This is a genomic window from Pseudomonas sp. Nvir (assembly GCF_963778085.1).
GTDB classification, from domain to species: domain Bacteria; phylum Pseudomonadota; class Gammaproteobacteria; order Pseudomonadales; family Pseudomonadaceae; genus Aquipseudomonas; species Aquipseudomonas juntendi.
On the sequence record NZ_OY970405.1, the window covers coordinates 2,272,052 to 2,289,000 of the forward strand.

Genomic DNA, 16,949 nt, shown 5'->3' on the forward strand with positions numbered 1-16,949 from the left:
GTTCGCCGCCAAGGCGCGCTGGCGCACAGGCTGCACGCCTTACAGAATTGTAATTTTCATGCCACCACCCCGATAACCAGCCCTCTCTACAGTCCCTCGCCACCCTTCGTCGACGAGGACCTGTTCCGTGCTCATCCCCCGCAAGTTCGCCTTGCTCTGCCTGCTGCTGGTTGGCGCCACGAGCGCCCACGCCAGCCAGCGCCTGAGCTTGCCCCAGGCGCTGGCCGCCGCTTTTGCCCAGAACCCGGAACTGGCTGCCACCAGCCGCGAAATCGGCATTGCCGACGGCGAGCGGCGCCAGGCCGGGTTACTGCCCAACCCCGAGCTGGCGTGGGAGGTGGAGGACACGCGCCGGGACACCAGCACCACTACCATCACCCTCAGCCAGCCGCTGGAATTGGGCGGCAAGCGTGCTGCACGCATCGCCGCGGCCGGCGTCGGTCAGGCGATCGCCCAGCTTGACCTGGAACGCCAGCGCAATGGCCTGCGTGCCGATGTGGTCCAGGCGTTCCATGCCGCCTTGCGGGCACAGGCTGCGCTGGAGCTGGCGCAGCAATCCCAGGCCTTGACCGCCCGCGGCTTGCGGGTGGTGCAGGGGCGGGTCACTGCCGGCCAGTCATCGCCCGTGGAGGCCACCCGCGCCCAGGTGCAACTGGCCCAGGCCGAGGCCCAACTGCGCCGCGCGCAAACCCAGCGTAGCGTGGCCTACCAGGCCCTGGCGCGTTTGACCGGCAGCCCGCTGGTCAGCTTCGACAGCTTGCAGGCGGCCAACCTTTCGCCTGGGGTCGCGCCCAGTACTGAGACCTTGCTCGCCCGCGTCGAGCAAACGGTCGAGTGGCGCCTGGCCGCCGCCCAGGTCGAGCGTGGCGATGCGGCGTTGGGCACGGAAAAGGCCCAGCGCATTCCCAACCTCACCGTCAGCCTTGGCAGCCAGTACAGCCGCGAAGAGCGCGAGCGGGTGAACGTGGTTGGCCTGTCCATGCCGCTGCCGTTGTTCGACCGTAACCAGGGCAACGTGCTGGCGGCTGCGCGCCGTGCCGACCAGGCGCGTGACTTGCGCAATGCCGTAGCCCTGCGCTTGCGCAGCGAAACCCGCAGCGCCGTCGACCAATGGGTCACGGCCATGCAGGAGGTGGCGGCTTACGACCGCACCATCCTGCCGGCTGCACAGCAAGCCGTGGACACCGCCACCCGTGGTTTCGAAATGGGCAAGTTCGCTTTTCTCGATGTACTCGATGCCCAGCGCACGCTGATCGAGGCCCGTGGCCTGTACCTCGAGGCCCTGGCCACGGCGGCCGATGCACGCGCGCGGGTCGAGCGTATCTACGGCGACCTCGATGACCTGGGCAACCCAATGATCAGCAGGAGCAGCAATGACTAACCCACGCAAGTTGGCCCTTCTGGCAGCCACCCTGGCCGCGTTAGGCCTCGGTGGCCTGGCCTGGACCGGTACGCTCGGCCAGGCAGCCACTGCCCAGCCAGCTGAAGACAGCCATGAGCATGGCGAGGCGGACGCCGCCGAAGGCCATGCAGAAACAGAGCACGACGATGAACAAGGGCAGGTGCACCTGTCCATCGCCCAGATCGAGGCTGCCGGGGTGCAGTTGGTTGCTGCCGGGCCGCGCGCGCTGGGTACAGCCATAAGCTTCCCCGGGGAAATCCGTTTTGACGAGGACCGCACCGCCCACGTGGTACCGCGGGTGCCGGGTGTGGTCGAGGCAGTCCAGGCCGAATTGGGGCAGGCGGTCAAGCGCGGGCAGGTGCTGGCGGTAATCGCCAGCCAGCAGATCTCTGACCTGCGCAGCGAGCAGCAGGCTGCCCAACGCCGCCTTGAGCTGGCGCGCCTGACTTTGCGCCGCGAACAACAGCTGTGGCAGGAGCGCATCAGCGCCGAGCAGGATTACCTGCAGGCGCGCCAGGCGCTGCAGGAGGCCGAAATAGCCTTGGTCAATGCCCGGCAGAAGGTCGCGGCGGTGGGGCCGGCAGGTGCCGGCAACCGCTATGAACTGCGCGCACCGTTCGACGCCGTGGTCGTGGAGAAACACCTGAGCGTGGGTGAGGTGGTCGACGCGACCAGCAACGCCTTCACCCTGTCTGACCTGAGCCGGGTGTGGGCGACTTTCGCCGTGGCACCGCGTGAGTTGGACAAGGTACGCACCGGCCGTACGGTCATGGTCAGCGCGCCAGACCTGGGGGCCCAGGTCGAAGGCAAGGTCAATTACGTTGGCAGCCTGCTCGGCGAACAGAACCGTGCCGCCACCGTCCGTGCCAGCCTGGCCAACCCTGACGGCGCCTGGCGCCCCGGTTTGTTCGTCAATGTTGCGGTCAGCATCGAACGTTTCGAGGCTGCGGTAGTGGTGCCTGAAATCGCCCTGCAAAGCCTGGACGCGCAGACCGTGGTATTTGCCCGTACCGAGCAGGGCTTCGAGGCCCGACCCGTAACCACCGGCCGTCGCGATGCCGGGCAGGTGGAAATCACCAGCGGCCTGGCCGCCGGAACCCAGGTGGCTGCCGCCGGCAGCTTCGTTCTCAAGTCGGAGCTGGGCAAAGGCTCGGCCGAGCACAGCCATTGACCAGGGGTACGCCTGCATGTTCGAACGCCTGATCCAATTTGCCATCGAGCAGCGCCTGGTGGTGATGCTGGCTGTGGTCCTGATGGCCGCGGTGGGTATTCACAGCTACCGGCAGTTGCCGATCGACGCCGTACCGGATATCACCAACGTCCAGGTGCAAATCAACACGGCCGCACCCGGTTACTCGCCCCTGGAGACCGAGCAGCGCATCACCTTCGCCATCGAAACCGCCATGGCCGGCCTGCCCGGGCTCAAGCAGACTCGCTCGCTGTCGCGCTCGGGGTTGTCACAGGTCACGGTGATCTTCGAGGACGGCACCGACCTGTTCTTCGCCCGCCAGTTGGTCAACGAGCGCCTGCAAGTGGCGCGCGAGCAACTGCCCGAGGGCATCGAGGCTGGCATGGGGCCGATCTCCACCGGGCTGGGGGAGATTTTTCTGTGGACGGTGGAAGCCGAAGAGGGGGCCCTGAAGGAAGACGGCACCCCCTACAGCGCAACCGACCTGCGCGTGATCCAGGACTGGATCATCAAGCCGCAGTTGCGCAACGTGCCCGGGGTGGCAGAGGTCAACAGCATTGGCGGGCACGCCAAGCAGTACCTGATTGCGCCGGACCCCAAGCGCCTGGCGGCCTACAAGCTCACCCTCAACGACCTGGTCGCGGCGCTGGAGCGTAACAACGCCAACGTCGGCGCGGGTTACATCGAACGTAACGGCGAGCAGTTGCTGATCCGCGCGCCTGGCCAGGTGGCCTCGGCCGATGATATCGCCAACATCGTCATCTCCAGCGTGGACAGCACCCCGATCCGCGTCAGCCACGTTGCCCAGGTAGGCCTTGGCGAAGCGTTGCGCTCGGGGGCGGCGACCGAAAACGGCCGCGAGGTGGTGCTGGGCACGGTATTCATGTTGATCGGCGAAAACAGCCGCACGGTATCCCAGGCAGTGGCTGCCAAGCTGGTGGAGATCAACCGCAGCCTGCCCGAAGGGGTGTCGGCGGTGACCGTGTACGACCGCACCAACCTGGTGGAAAGGGCCATCGCCACGGTGAAGAAGAACCTGGTCGAGGGGGCCATTCTGGTGATCGCCGTGCTGTTCCTGTTCCTGGGGAACATTCGCGCGGCACTGATCACCGCCATGGTCATTCCGTTGTCGATGCTGTTCACCTTCACGGGCATGTTCGCCAACAAGGTCAGCGCCAACCTGATGAGCCTGGGCGCGCTGGATTTCGGCATCATTGTCGACGGCGCGGTGGTGATCGTGGAAAACGCCATCCGCCGACTGGCGCATGCCCAGCAACGGCATGGCCGCATGCTGACGCGCAGCGAGCGCTTGCACGAGGTGTTTGCCGTCGCCCGTGAAGCACGGCGGCCACTGATCTACGGGCAGTTGATCATCATGGTGGTGTACCTGCCGATCTTTGCCCTGACCGGGGTCGAAGGCAAGATGTTCCACCCCATGGCCTTCACCGTGGTCATCGCCCTACTTGGCGCGATGCTCCTTTCGGTGACCTTCGTACCCGCTGCGATCGCCCTGTTCGTCACCGGCAAGGTCAAGGAAGAAGAGGGCCTGGTAATGCGCACCGCGCGGCAGCGTTATGCGCCGGTGCTGGCCTGGGTGCTGGGCCGGCGCCGGCGTGCATTTGCCGGGGCAGCGGCCTTGGTGCTGTTGTCCGGGGTAATGGCCAGCCGCATGGGCAGTGAATTCATCCCCAGCCTCAGCGAGGGTGATTTTGCCCTGCAGGCCCTGCGTGTGCCGGGCACCAGCCTGTCGCAATCGGTGGACATGCAGCAGCGCCTGGAGCAGGCCATCATCGCCCAGGTGCCCGAAGTGGAGCGGGTGTTTGCCCGTACCGGTACCGCCGAGATCGCTGCCGACCCGATGCCGCCGAATATTTCCGATGCCTATGTGATGTTGCGCCCGCGCGAGCAATGGGTCGACCCCGGTAAGTCACGCGAGGCGCTGATCGCCGACGTGCAACGTGCCGCCGCCAGTGTTCCCGGCAGCAATTATGAGTTGTCGCAGCCGATCCAGTTGCGTTTCAACGAGCTGATTTCCGGTGTGCGCAGTGATGTGGCGGTGAAGCTGTTCGGTGACGACATGCAGGTGCTCAACCGTACTGCCGCACAGATCGCCGGCAGCCTGCAGGGCGTACCCGGTGCGTCCGAGGTGAAGGTCGAGCAAACCACGGGCCTGCCGGTGCTGACCATCGACATCGACCGCGACAAGGCCGCCCGCCATGGCCTGAACGTGGGCGATGTGCAGGATGCCATCGCCACCGCGGTGGGCGGCCGCAAGGCGGGCACCTTGTATGAAGGTGACCGGCGGTTCGATATGGTGGTGCGCCTGTCGGAAACCTTGCGTACCGACGTGGATGGGCTGGCCAGCCTGCTGATCCCGGTGCCGGCCAGTGGGGCTGCGGGCATCGGGCAGATCGGCTTCATCCCGCTGTCGCAGGTGGCCACCCTTGACCTGCAACTGGGGCCGAACCAGGTCAGCCGCGAAGACGGCAAGCGGGTGGTGGTGGTCAGCGCCAACGTGCGGGGGCGCGACCTGGGCTCGTTCGTGCAGGAGGCCGAGCAGGTATTGCGTGGCCAGGTGCCGATACCGCCTGGGTACTGGACACGCTGGGGTGGCCAGTTCGAACAGCTGCAATCGGCGGCCGAGCGCCTGCAAGTGGTGGTGCCAGTGGCCTTGCTGCTGGTCATGGCGTTGCTGTTGATGATGTTCAACAACCTCAGGGATGGCCTGCTGGTGTTCACTGGAATTCCGTTCGCCCTCACAGGGGGCGTCCTGGCCCTGTGGTTGCGCGACATTCCCTTGTCGATTTCCGCTGGCGTGGGCTTCATTGCCCTGTCGGGGGTGGCCGTGCTCAATGGCCTGGTGATGATTGCCTTCATCCGCGGCTTGCGTGAGCAGGGGCGAACGCTGCGTGCGGCGGTCGAGGAGGGCGCGCTGACCCGTTTGCGGCCGGTACTGATGACCGCGCTGGTGGCGTCACTGGGCTTCATTCCCATGGCCTTGGCGACGGGCACCGGGGCTGAGGTGCAGCGGCCGTTGGCGACCGTGGTGATTGGCGGAATCCTGTCTTCGACCGCCTTGACCTTGCTGGTATTGCCGGCGTTGTACCAATGGGCTTATCGACGCGAAGAGGCGCAGGAGGGGTAAAGCCCTGGGGCCGCTGGGGCGGCCCATCGCGGCACACCTCCACCCTGCAGGGTGTGCCTAATTGGAGTAACTGTCTTTCTCAAAATTTGAAAAGCCTGCGCGATTCGTTGTGGGAGCGGGCTCTAGGCACCTGCGGCATTCAGCTTGTCATTCGCCGCTCTCACTCCAGACTCTAATCCCCTCTCAAGACACACGCGGCCTTGTGTCGCGATGGGCTGCACGGCAGCCCCAGGATCTCAAACCGAGCCTTGAACGCCTTGGCCTACACCCTCGGCGTTGGGTTCATCATGCAGCGATATCCGGGACGTTTCCGGCAACGCCAGCCCGCCGAGCAAAGCCACCAACGCAATCACCACCAGGTAGAACGCCGGCGCCAGGCTGCTGCCGGTCTGCCCGATCAGCCAGGTCGCGACCAGCGGCGCGGTGCCACCGAACAGCGTATAGGCCACGTTGTAGGTAATGGCCGAAGCGGTATAGCGGGTCCGGGTCGGGAAGCTCTCCGACAGCAATGCCGCAGTCACCACCCCGCTGCACAGCGCGCCGACCGCCAGCAGAATCACCCCCAGCAGGGCCCCCGGCATCGAGCCGGAGCTGGCCAGCCAGTAGGCCGGGAACACGCACAGCATCACCCACAGGCAGGTGAAGCCGATGGTCTTGCGCCGCCCGAACCGGTCCGACAGCGCCCCCGCCAGCGGGCAGCCGATGGCGGCGAACAGCAGGGCTACGGTGGTGACCAGCAGCGACTGAGCCCGGGTCAGGTTGCCGACCAGTTGCAGGTAGGTGGCGAAGTAGGTGGTGAACATGTAGAACGACAACGCCGTCAGCGAAATGAACGCCCCCAGGTTGCGAATGGCCCGGCCGTGGTGGCGCAGGGTTTCCTTGAGTGGCGAATGCTCGTGCTCCTTGCCCTTGGCCACGGCTTCCCGGAATGCCGGGGTTTCTTCCATGCGCCAGCGCAGGTACAGGCCGACCAGGCCCAGTGGTGCGGCGATCAGGAACGGAATGCGCCAGCCCCAGGCAGCCATGGCTTCGCTGGACAGGCTGGCTTCCAGGCTATAGGCGATCACCGCCGCACAGGCGAATGCGGAAAAGGTCGAAACCGGTACGAAGCTGCCGTAGAAAGCCCGCTTGTCGTTGGGCGCGTGTTCCATCAGGTAGGCGCAGGCCCCGGCGTATTCGCCACCGGCAGAAAACCCCTGCAGGCAGCGCGCCAAGGTCAGCAATACCGGCGCGGCCAGGCCGATGCTGGCGTAGGTCGGCAGCAGGCCGATCAGGGTGGTGGAGCCGGCCATCAGCAAGATGGTCAGCGAGAGGATGCGCTTGCGCCCCAGCCGATCGCCGAGGGCGCCGAATACGATACCGCCCAGGGGGCGCAAGGCGAAGGCCACCGCGAACACGGCAAAGGTCTTGAGCAAGGCGACGCTGGAATCTTCGCTGGCAAAGAACTGGCTGGCGATCAGCGTGGCGAGAAAGCCGTACACGGCAAAGTCGAACCATTCGACGAAGTTGCCGATGGCCGAGGCGGCGATCACCCTGCGCAGGGTGGCGGGGGATACCTCATGAGGTGCGGACATGCGGGTGCTCTCCGATTCCATTGGCAGGCATGATGAACGTGGTGCGGTCTGGCCGCGCCATCATTGTTATGCCTGCCAGTAGATAACCGGGCAGCGCAAGGCGCTTTGTCGAGGACGACCTCGGGATACCTGAATCAACCGCCATCGACACGGCGTGTGCCCGGCAGCGCAGCGGGCGCCAGGCAATCAGGCGACAGCGACGCGATTGCGCCCGTCCTGCTTGGCCCGGTACACCGCCAGGTCAGCCTCGCTCAGCACGGTTTCCGGCTCGCGCCCCGGCTCGCCGTTCCAGTGGGCCACCCCCAGTGACAGGGTCACCGCGCCCACCGGCTGGATCGGCGTTTCCTGCACCGTCACCCGCAGGCGCTCAGCGACCGCGGCGGCCACCTCCAGGCTGGCCCCAGGCAGCAGCATGAGAAACTCTTCACCGCCGGTGCGGCAAAGCAGGTCACCCTCGCGGCAACAGCGGCGCATCAGCTCGGCCAGCCGCTGCAGCACCTGGTCACCGACCACATGCCCATGCTTGTCGTTGACCTGCTTGAAGTGGTCGATATCCAGCACGATGGCTGCAAATGCCCGGCCTTCGGCTTCCAGCAGCGACAGGTTGAGCTCCAGGCTGCGGCGGTTGCCCAGGCCTGTCAGGGGGTCGGTCTGGGCATCGCGGTTGAGCCTGCCGATGCGCGCCTGCAGCAAGTTCAAGCCGAACAGCAAGGCGCGCTTGAGCTCTGCGGCCTCGAAGTACCAGGCCCGCACGCGATGCAAGCGCTCAGCGGTGCCGGGGCGGTCCATCGAGCGGGCACCTGCAGCCAGTTGCCACAGTGGGCGGGCGATGGTCAGGGCCAGCCACCACAGCAGCAAGCAGCCTATCAGGGCCAGCGGCGCGGAAATACCGACCACGTTCAGCACCAGGCGGCTGAGCGGCATCATGGTTTGTGCCAGTGGCTGCTGTGCCACCACGCCCCAGCCGGCGCTGGGCACGGTGGCGAAGCCGGCGACCATCTCCACACCTTGGCTGTTGGTCAGCTGGCGGGTGCCGTTGCCCAGGTTGGTCAGTTGGTCGATCAGCTCATTGCCCTGCACGACGGTACCCACCCGCTGGCTGTCGGGGTGGTAGAGCAGCCGGCGATTGCGGTCGACCACATACAGGTACGAACCGTCCTTGTAGAAGTGCTCGCCGAGCAGGCGGTTGAGGATGTTGCGTTCCCGTAGGTAAAGGCTGCCACCGACATACCCCAGGTAGCGGCCGTTGGCGTCGACGACCGGTTGCGTCAGCGCCACCACCAGGTTGTTGGCCGCCGACAGATAGGGTGTCGACACCAGCGCGCGGCGCTCCTGCAATGCCTCCTGCACACCGGGCGATTGCATCCGGGTGCCGACCATGTGGCGTAGCTGGGCGGGGGATATCGCCAGCAGCACGCCATTGGCATCGATCACGAACGTGGAATTGAAAGCCATGCTCTGGCCCAGCACCCGGTCGGTCTCGCGCTGCAAGGCGGCGGGATCGTCCAGTTGCCGGCCTTGCTCGCTGGCGCTGAACGCCAGTTGCTGCAAGGCACTACCGATGAATGCATCGGTGATGCTGGCCAGCTTGGCCGCATACACCCGGTTGGCTTCCAGCGCGTGGTCGATCAGCAATTGGCGCTGTACCCGGTAGCTGGCGAAATAGCTGGCGCACAGCATGACCACGGCAGTAAGGGCGCACAGCACCAGAATGAGTGTGCGTAGATCCAGGCGCAGTCCGTGCTTGGCGTGTGGCAATCCTGACCTCGAGTGTTCGAATAGGGCTACGAAACGGAAGCGACCGTGCCGGTCGCGCTCATGAACCTGCCTTTTCCAAGGCGTTCAGTTCGTCTTGCACCTGCTGCATGCGCTGCTCGGCCAATGCTTGCACCTTGGGGTCGCGGGCGGTTTCACGCATCAGGCCGGTGAGTTTGTCGCTCAGTTGCCGGCCAGCATCGGTGTTTTCCAGGGCACGGGCTTTGGCCGGGTCCTGGGTGGCCGCGACAATGGTGGCGAACTCGGCGTCACTGAAATGCTCTTTGCTGTAGAGGCGGAACAGGTCCTGGCGCTGGTCTTCTACCGTCAGGTGCTTGCGCAGCACATCTTCGATGGTGGTACGCGCCAGCCGTGGGTGCTGGCGGGCCAGCAGCCCGGCCATGCGTTCGATGTTGTGGTCGTAGGCATCCTGCAGCGGCAGCTGGGCAAGAATCTGCTCTTCACGGGAGGGCTTCTGGTCGCAGGCGGTAACGACAGCAATCAGCAACAGCGGCAACAGCAACTTCTGGATGCGAGGCATGGCGTGGCCTGGTCGGGCAGTGAAGGCTGCCGATTATAGCGAGGTCAGCCCTGCCGCGACGAGCCCTGCGATTTGCCTTGTACGGCCGGCTGGGTTAGAACCGTGCACCCAACACTCAGGCTTGAACCTTATGCCGAACTGGACGTTGCAACCTGTTACCCGCGATGCCATTGGCCAAGTGCTGGCGTTTGTCGACAGCGCGCGCCGCGAGCTGTTTCCGGCGCTGGCCAATGCACCGTTGCCCCGGGACCTGGCGCATTTCAGCGAAACCTACCTTGAAGGCGAGGGCTGCTTCCTGGAAGCCCGGGTTGATGAGCGCCTGGTCGGGGTGATCGGCTACCTCCCCTACGACCACCGTTTCAGCCAGCTTGATTATGCTGGCGAGCGGGTAGTTGAAGTGGTGCGCCTGTTCGTGCTGCCGGCGTACCGCAGGCGCGGGCTTGCCGCCGCGTTGTTCGGCGCCTTGCGCCAGCAGGCGCTGCAGGCCGGCATCGGTTGCCTTTACCTGCATACCCACCCATTCCTGCCGGGGGCCATTACGTTCTGGGAGCGGCAAGGCTTCGCTGTCGTGGACGTGGAGCCAGACCCGGTCTGGCAAACCACGCACATGCAGCTGCGCTTGGGCTGAGCAGGCCAGGCGCCTGGGCTACCCAGGCTTCTGCCGGTTGCTCAGGGGGTGCGAAAGCGCAGGATGCGTGTGCCGTCCCAGGGGTCGGTGAGGTAATGGCCATGAACACCAAAGGTGTGCAGCAGGCACTCGGGGGTCAGTACCTCGAACGGCGTGCCGAGCGCGACCAGCCGGCCTTTGTCGAGCACTGCAACGCGGTCGCAGGTCAGCGCCTGGTTGAGGTCGTGCAGGGCCACCAGGGTGGTCACCTGCAGGGCTTGTACCTGTTGCAGCAGGCTCAGTTGGTGCTGGATGTCCAGGTGGTTGGTCGGTTCGTCGAGCAGCAGCACCTGCGGCCGTTGGGCCAGGGCGCGGGCGATATGCACGCGCTGGCGCTCGCCACCGGACAACGACCCCCAAAGGCGAGCGCGCAGGTGCAAGGCGTCGAGGTCGGCCAGTGCCTGCTCGACAATCGCCCGGTCCGCGCTGGAGAACGGCGCAATGGCTGACAGCCACGGCGTGCGGCCCAAGGCGACCGCGTCGAACACATTGATTGCATCGAGGGTGTCGGCCTGCTGTTCAACCAGTGCCAGGCACTGGGCCACACGCCGGCGAGGCATGCCTGCCAGTGGCTCGCCCATCAACTGCACGCTGCCGCAGGCCGGCGGGCGCAGGCCGGCCAGCACCTTCAGCAGCGAAGACTTGCCTGAGCCGTTGGGGCCGACGATCGCGAGTGTTTCACCCGCCACCAGGTTGAGGTGGATGTCGTGCAGCACCCGTTTGCCGGCCAGTTGCAGGCCGAGATCCTGGCAGCTCAGCGGCGCCAGTTGGAATGCAGCCATGACCGTCATGGGCGCCCCCGGCGGCTGACCAGTATCAGCGCGAAGACAGGCGCGCCAAGCAGCGCGGTGACCACGCCCACCGGTATGACCTGGCCGCTGATCAGCGTGCGCGAGAGGATGTCGGCGGCAATCAGAAACAGTGCCCCGCCCAATGCACTGGCAGGCAGCAGGCGGCTGTGTCCGGGGCCGAGCAGCAGGCGCAGGGCGTGTGGAATGACAAGCCCGACGAAACCGATGGCGCCGACGATGGACACCATCACGGCCGTTACCAGCGCCGCGCAACTGATCAGCAGTAACTGGCTGCGCCGCACCGGTATGCCCAGCGAAGCTGCCGAGTCGGCGCCGAAGGTGAAGGCATCCAGCGCGCGGCGATGCCACAGGCACACCAGCAAGCCGAACAGTGCCACTGGCACGGCTAGCCATACTGCGGGCCAGCGCACCCCACTGAGGTTGCCCAGCAGCCAGAACAGGATGCCCCGTGCCTGCTCGGCGGTGGCCGACTTGGTGATCAGGAATGCCGTCAGGGCATTGAACAGTTGCGACCCGGCTATACCAGCTAGAATCACCTGGGCGTTATTGCTGCCAGGGCCTGCCGCGCGGGCCAGCACCAGCACCAGGGCAAAGGCCGCCAGGGCACCGATGAAGGCGCCGGCCGACATGCTCAAAGCCAGGCTGCCCAGGCCCAGCAGGCCAACCAGTACGGCACCGGTCGAAGCGCCGGCGGACAGCCCCAGCAGGTAGGGCTCGGCCAGGGGATTGCGCAGCAGCGCCTGGAGGATCACGCCGCAGGTGGCCAGGCCGGCACCGCAGGCCGCCGCAACCAGTGTGCGGGTCAGGCGATAGTTCCAGATGATCCCGGCATCGATCGGGTCGACCGGATAACCGGCTTGCCACAGCTGGTTGGCCAGCACCTGGCCGACCACGCGCGGTGCCAGGCCGGTTTCGCCAATGGCTGTGCCGGCGAGCAGGGCCGCCAGCAGTGCGGCCACGGCCAGGCCGATACAGGCTGACAGTCGACTGATCACTGGCTGGCTTTACCGCTGGCAAAAGCGGCCGCCAACGTTTGCACGCCACGGAACAGGCGGATACCCGCCTGCATGGCGTCGGCGTCGAGGATGATGATGCGGTCGTGTTTCACCGCGTCCATGTTGCGGGTTACCGGGTCGCTGCGCAGGAATGCCAGCTTCTTCTGGTAGTCGTCGGCGGGGAAACGCCGGCGGTCCATGCGGGCGATGATCAGCCAGGTGGGGTTGGCCCTGGCCAGGGTTTCCCAACCTACGGTGGGCCACTCCTCGCTGGACTCGACCACATTGCGCACCCCCAGGGTGCGCAGCATGAAGTCGGCGACCCCTTGGCGGCCCGCGACGTAAGGGTCAATGACCAGGTTGGCGCTGGAGAACCAGAACAGTGCCGAGGTGCCCGACAGGTCCTTGCCCGCCAATTGCGCGCGGGCGCTGTCCAGGCGGCCTTTGAGCTCGGCGTTCAGGGCCACGCCGCGCGCCTGTACATCGAAGATCTCCGCCAACTGGCTGACGCTCTTGTAGATACTGTCGACCTGGAACGCCTGCAGGCGGGTGCCGTCGGCACCGATCAGGTTGTCCTTGCCCTCACAGTCCGAGGGCAACAGGTAGGTGGGGATGTTCAGTTCGGCGAACTGTTCGCGCGTACCGACCACACCCTGCGGCCCGACCATCCACTCGAACTGCACGGCCACCAGTTGCGGGCGTTGGCCAACCACCGCCTCGAAACTGGGTTCGTTGTCGGCCAGGCGCGGTACCGTGGCGTTCATGGCCTGGTATTCGGGCAACACATTGTTGAACCACAGCGAGCTCGCCGCGAGCTTGTCACCCAGGCCCAGGGCATAGAGCATCTCGGTGCCGGCCTGGCCGATGGTCACGGCGCGCTGTGGCGCCTGGGCAAAGGTCTGCGGCTTACCGCAGTTGTCCACCGTCAGCGGGTATTGGGTGGCGGCGGCCTGGGCCAGGCCGCTGAGGCTGAGGCCGGCAAGCAGGGTGGCGAAGCGGGGCAGCATGCTGGGCGATCTCCTATCGGACAGTTCACGGAATGAACGCACGGACAGACATCGCCGCGCCTTTGCCAGCGGCAAAGGCAACACAATGGCCAATCCCGGGCACCCCGCCGGTTGGTGAATGTTGGCCGGCAGGTCTCCTGACTGGTGCGTCACGGCCCGGCTCCGGCCTTCCCGGGTAGTACACCCAGTGGCGTCGATGGAGCAGGCTCGGCACTTACAGTTGCGGGGGCAGTTCCGTTTGGCCCGTGTTGGCGGGCCGGGGATTCCCTATTGATTCCGTGATGGAAACCGGCGGCCCGCATGGTAGACCATCGCGCCGCCGGGTGAAAACGCTTTTCAGAAGTACTTCAGCCAGCGGATGTCGCGCCGCCGCTGTTTCAGCCGGGCGAACCAGTGCACCGGCCGGTACAGCGAAGCCGCCAGCAACAGCGCCACGCACCATACCGCCGCGACGCCGTCGAAGCCGAAATAGCTGCCGTGGTTGCTGCCGAACAGCGCCACGCAGGCCAGGTACAGCAGCTTCAGCACATACAGGTGCAGCAGGTAGAGGAACATCGGCGCTGCACCGAACACCGCCAGGGCGCTGATCCAGCGGGCCTGGCCGGCGCGCTCGAATGCGCGCAGCAACAGCAGGCCGCAGCCCAGGGTCAGCGCCAGGAACAACAGCGAAGGCGGGTACTTGGTGAGGTTGAAGAAGCTCATCAGGGTGTGTGTGAGCGTGGGGTAGCTGCTCCACGCGGCTTCGCCATAGCCGTTGAATACGCGCAGCACGAAAAAGCCCAGCAGCGCCAGCAGCCCGCCAAGCAGCAGGCAGCGCTGACGTGGCCCGGCCTGGCTGCCGCGGGCAAACCATGGCCCAAGGCAGTAGCCCAGGGCGATCACCCCGATCCACGGCAGTACCGGGTAGGACGTGCGCAGCCGCAGCGTGTCGGACAACGTCAGCCAGCCGCGGTCATGCAGAATCGCCCAGGGCACGTGCAGGGCAGACCCCGGGGCAAAGTGCAGGCTGTCGAGCAGGTTATGCCCGGCAATGATGACGGCACTCAGGCCGAGCAGCGCCGGGCGTGGCAGCCACACCAGCAACGACAGGGCGAGCATGCTGATGCCGATGGCCCAGATCACCTGCAGGTAGATCACCGTGGGCGGCAGCTGGAACGTCCAGGCAAAGTTGACCAGGGTGAACTCCAGCGCCACCAGAAACAGCCCGCGCTTGAACAGGAACGCCGCGACATCGCCACGGCCCTGGTGCTTTTCGCCATACAGCCAGGCCGAGAGCCCGGTCAGCAGCACGAATACCGGCGCGCACAGGTGCGCCAGGGTACGGCTGGCGAACAGTGCCGGCTCGGTGGTATCGATGGCCATCGGGTCGCTGACCTGGCGGTGCAGGAAGAAGGTTTCGCGCACGTGGTCCAGGAGCATGAACAGGATTACCAGACCGCGCAGTGCGTCGATGCTCTGCAGGCGCTGGTTGAGTTGGGTGGGGGTGGCGCTGGCGCTTGTCATGGAAGGTCGCTGATGAGAACAGGTGTGAGTGAAATGTTATGTTATATCCATATGGCCATGGGCGGGTAGGCTTTTTGCTCAGCGCCGTGTTGGCTTTTTCGCGGTGAAGCTGCGCAAAGCCAACCTGGGCTGCTCCGCTCAGAAGCTGTAGTCCACCGTGGCAAAGTAGGAGCGTGGCGTTCCCATCAGCCATTGCTGGCCGCTGAACGCCGCCTGCACATATTCGCGGTCGAACAGGTTGTTCACCTGCAACCCCAGTTTCACCTGCGGCAGAACCTGCCAGCCGATCGTGGCGTCGACCACGGTATAGCCTGGGGCGCTCTGGGTATTGGCGTTATCGGCGTAACGTTCATCCATATAGCGCGCGCCCACCCCCACCTCGATCTGCTGGCCAATACCTTTGCTCAGCCACAGGTTGGCGGTGCGCCGAGGCACGTTGGCCGGGCGGTTGCCGGCACGGTCCTGCACCGCTGCGCCCACCTGTTCGTCAAACGCGTCATACCGGGCGCGCAGCAGCGCTGCGTTGGCAGACACCCGCCACTGGTGGGCCAGCGCCAGTTCCACGGTTGCCTCCAGCCCATCCGACGTCTGCTGGCCAGCCTGTTGGGGCTGGTGCGTGAGGGGGTCGTCTACCAGCAGCTTCTGCTTGACGATGTGGTAGGCCGCCAAGGTCCATTCGCCATCCCCGTCCCAGAAACTTTGCTTGAGGCCCACCTCGGTCTGTTTCGCCTGGGTGAGGTCGTAGTGCATCTGGTTGGGGCTGAGGCTTATCAGGTTGTTGACCCCATCCTCGCTGGTGGAGTACTGGCCATACAGCGACAGCGCGTCACTGAGTGCATACACCAGCCCCGCACGCCAGTTGCCACCTTGCAGGCTGCGGTCGCTGCGGCTGGCATTGGTCAGGTCGTCGCGGTCGATGTGGTGCTGGTCGCGGCGCACCCCGGTCACCAGCGACAGGCGCTCAGTGAGTTGCAAGCGGTTTTCGCCGAACAGGGCAAAGGTATGGGTGGTGGACAGACTTTGCGGGCGCAGCGGCGACCCGCTGTGGAATACGCCCGGCTGCGGCTGCCACGGGTCGATGTAGTCACCGCCTACGTCGTTGTAGGGGCTGTTGCTGTCGACGTTGAAGCGCACCTTGTTGTACTCGGCGCCGAGCACGGTTCTGCTGGCCAGGCCGAACAGCGAATGGTCGAGGGTGAAGGTCTGGCGGTCGCCGAATTGCTCCTGGTCGTGCTTGATTTCCAGGTAGCTGCCGCGCAGCAACTGCTGGCGCCCGGCGTCCCATTCATACTGCTCGGCGTTGCGCCAATGGCGGCGGCTACTGATGTAGTACAGCTGGTTGCTGGCGCTGAGGTGGTCGTTGAGTGCCCAGTCGGTGGTCAGGCGGGTCCACTGGTCGTCGTAGCGCTGCACGTCGTTCTGCAGGTTGTAGTTTTTCTTGCGCAGGCTGCTGCGGTAATGGCCGTCGATCAGCGGCGTGCCGTAGTAGTTGGCAGGCTGCGCCGCACCGCGCTCATGGGCCAGGGTAAAGCTGAGGTCGTCACTGGCATCGAAGCGCAGGGCCGCGCTGAGCGCCAGGCTGCGTGAGGGGGTGCGGTCCACCCAGCCATTGCCGGCTTGCTGGTTCAGCGTCAGGCGATAGCTCAGGCGCTCGCTGAGGCTGCCACCGCTGTCCAGGCCGAGTTGCTGGCGGTCCCAGCTGCCATACCCAAGCCGCAGCTGGTTGCGCACCGTACCGGCAACCGGTTTTTTCGGGATGACGTTGACCACCGCGCCGGTGGCGCCTTCGCCGTAGAGCACCGATGCCGGGCCGCGAAGCACATCGATACGTTCGACCATCCACGGGTCGACCGGGAAGGTCTGGGTGCCGGCTCCGGTGAACAGGCGGGCCCCATCGAACAAGGTCATGACCGAGCCGTGCCCGGCAAAGCCGCGGGCGGACAGGCCGGTGCCACCGTCGCCGGGGGAGCCGATGAAGGTAATGCCCGGTGAGCGGGTTACGGCATCCTGCACGGTCAGGTTGTTGCGCTGCTGGATCTGCTCGGCACTGATGCTGCTGGTACTGGCTGGCGTTTCCAGGGCGCTGAGCCCCAGGCGCGAGCCGGCCTGGGTCGGCGTGGCCAAGTCGCTGGCATGGCTGTCGAGGGTGTCGGTGATGGCCGTGGAGGGCAATGCCAGGGGCTGCGGGCCGCGGTCATCGGCCAGGGCCGGGAGCGTGACGGCCAGGCAGGCCGCTAGGGGGTGAAGCTTGAACATACGGGACATGTCGTTCCACTGCTGCAGGAATGAATGGATCCCGGTGGAAAACACGCAAAGGAGGGCTCCGTACAGGCAGGCGCGCGCACGGATACCGGCCTGC

General features: G+C 65.7%; 12 protein-coding genes and 1 riboswitch. Of the genes, 4 read left to right on the top strand and 8 right to left on the bottom strand.

Features of this window, described 5'->3' with window-relative positions:
* Window positions 1-127: 127 nt before the first annotated feature.
* From AACG97_RS10925 to AACG97_RS10935, 3 genes are read left to right on the top strand one after another with little or no spacing between them, the layout of a single operon-like run.
* Window positions 128-1,381, top strand: a complete 1,254-nt coding sequence (locus AACG97_RS10925; protein ID WP_225785614.1) for a TolC family protein — start codon at window positions 128-130, stop codon at window positions 1,379-1,381.
* Complete coding sequence (locus tag AACG97_RS10930; RefSeq protein ID WP_225785613.1) at window positions 1,374-2,573, top strand: efflux RND transporter periplasmic adaptor subunit; 1,200 nt, start codon at window positions 1,374-1,376, stop codon at window positions 2,571-2,573. Before AACG97_RS10925 ends, AACG97_RS10930 begins: the two co-directional genes overlap by 8 nt.
* Window positions 2,574-2,589: 16 nt before the next feature.
* The gene (locus AACG97_RS10935) at window positions 2,590-5,736 is read left to right on the top strand and encodes an efflux RND transporter permease subunit (protein WP_225785612.1); all 3,147 of its coding nucleotides are present in this window, start codon (window positions 2,590-2,592) and stop codon (window positions 5,734-5,736) included.
* A 236-nt stretch (window positions 5,737-5,972) separates the two neighbouring features.
* On the opposite strand, the gene AACG97_RS10940 is transcribed toward AACG97_RS10935, so the two are convergent.
* The 3 genes from AACG97_RS10940 to AACG97_RS10950 form a co-directional block, all read right to left on the bottom strand.
* Window positions 5,973-7,310, bottom strand: coding sequence for an MFS transporter (locus AACG97_RS10940; protein WP_225785611.1), 1,338 nt, complete (start codon window positions 7,308-7,310; stop codon window positions 5,973-5,975).
* A gap of 186 nt (window positions 7,311-7,496) precedes the next feature.
* Window positions 7,497-9,068, bottom strand: a complete 1,572-nt coding sequence (locus AACG97_RS10945) for a sensor domain-containing diguanylate cyclase (RefSeq protein ID WP_047149871.1) — start codon at window positions 9,066-9,068, stop codon at window positions 7,497-7,499.
* 58 nt (window positions 9,069-9,126) lie between these two features.
* Entirely contained in the window at window positions 9,127-9,606 is a 480-nt protein-coding gene (locus tag AACG97_RS10950; RefSeq protein ID WP_047149872.1) for a hypothetical protein, read from the bottom strand.
* A 130-nt stretch (window positions 9,607-9,736) separates the two neighbouring features.
* Between AACG97_RS10950 and AACG97_RS10955 the strand changes: the two genes are divergently transcribed.
* Window positions 9,737-10,234, top strand: coding sequence for a GNAT family N-acetyltransferase (locus tag AACG97_RS10955; protein WP_009683983.1), 498 nt, complete (start codon window positions 9,737-9,739; stop codon window positions 10,232-10,234).
* A 41-nt stretch (window positions 10,235-10,275) separates the two neighbouring features.
* Here AACG97_RS10955 and AACG97_RS10960 read toward each other — a convergent pair whose 3' ends face one another.
* The 5 genes from AACG97_RS10960 to AACG97_RS10980 form a co-directional block, all read right to left on the bottom strand.
* Complete coding sequence (locus tag AACG97_RS10960; protein WP_047149873.1) at window positions 10,276-11,064, bottom strand: ABC transporter ATP-binding protein; 789 nt, start codon at window positions 11,062-11,064, stop codon at window positions 10,276-10,278.
* Window positions 11,061-12,077, bottom strand: coding sequence for a FecCD family ABC transporter permease (locus tag AACG97_RS10965; protein ID WP_033690610.1), 1,017 nt, complete (start codon window positions 12,075-12,077; stop codon window positions 11,061-11,063). The genes AACG97_RS10960 and AACG97_RS10965 overlap by 4 nt, the downstream gene beginning before the upstream one ends.
* On the bottom strand, window positions 12,077-13,087 hold the full coding sequence (locus AACG97_RS10970) for an ABC transporter substrate-binding protein (RefSeq protein WP_009683979.1): 1,011 nt from the start codon (window positions 13,085-13,087) through the stop codon (window positions 12,077-12,079). The genes AACG97_RS10965 and AACG97_RS10970 overlap by 1 nt, the downstream gene beginning before the upstream one ends.
* A gap of 110 nt (window positions 13,088-13,197) precedes the next feature.
* A riboswitch (cobalamin riboswitch) is annotated at window positions 13,198-13,395 on the bottom strand.
* A 28-nt stretch (window positions 13,396-13,423) separates the two neighbouring features.
* The gene (locus AACG97_RS10975) at window positions 13,424-14,590 is read right to left on the bottom strand and encodes a DUF1624 domain-containing protein (RefSeq protein WP_009683978.1); all 1,167 of its coding nucleotides are present in this window, start codon (window positions 14,588-14,590) and stop codon (window positions 13,424-13,426) included.
* Window positions 14,591-14,728: 138 nt separating this feature from the next.
* Window positions 14,729-16,855, bottom strand: a complete 2,127-nt coding sequence (locus AACG97_RS10980) for a TonB-dependent receptor (RefSeq protein ID WP_225785610.1) — start codon at window positions 16,853-16,855, stop codon at window positions 14,729-14,731.
* Between the last annotated feature and the right edge of the window lie 94 nt (window positions 16,856-16,949).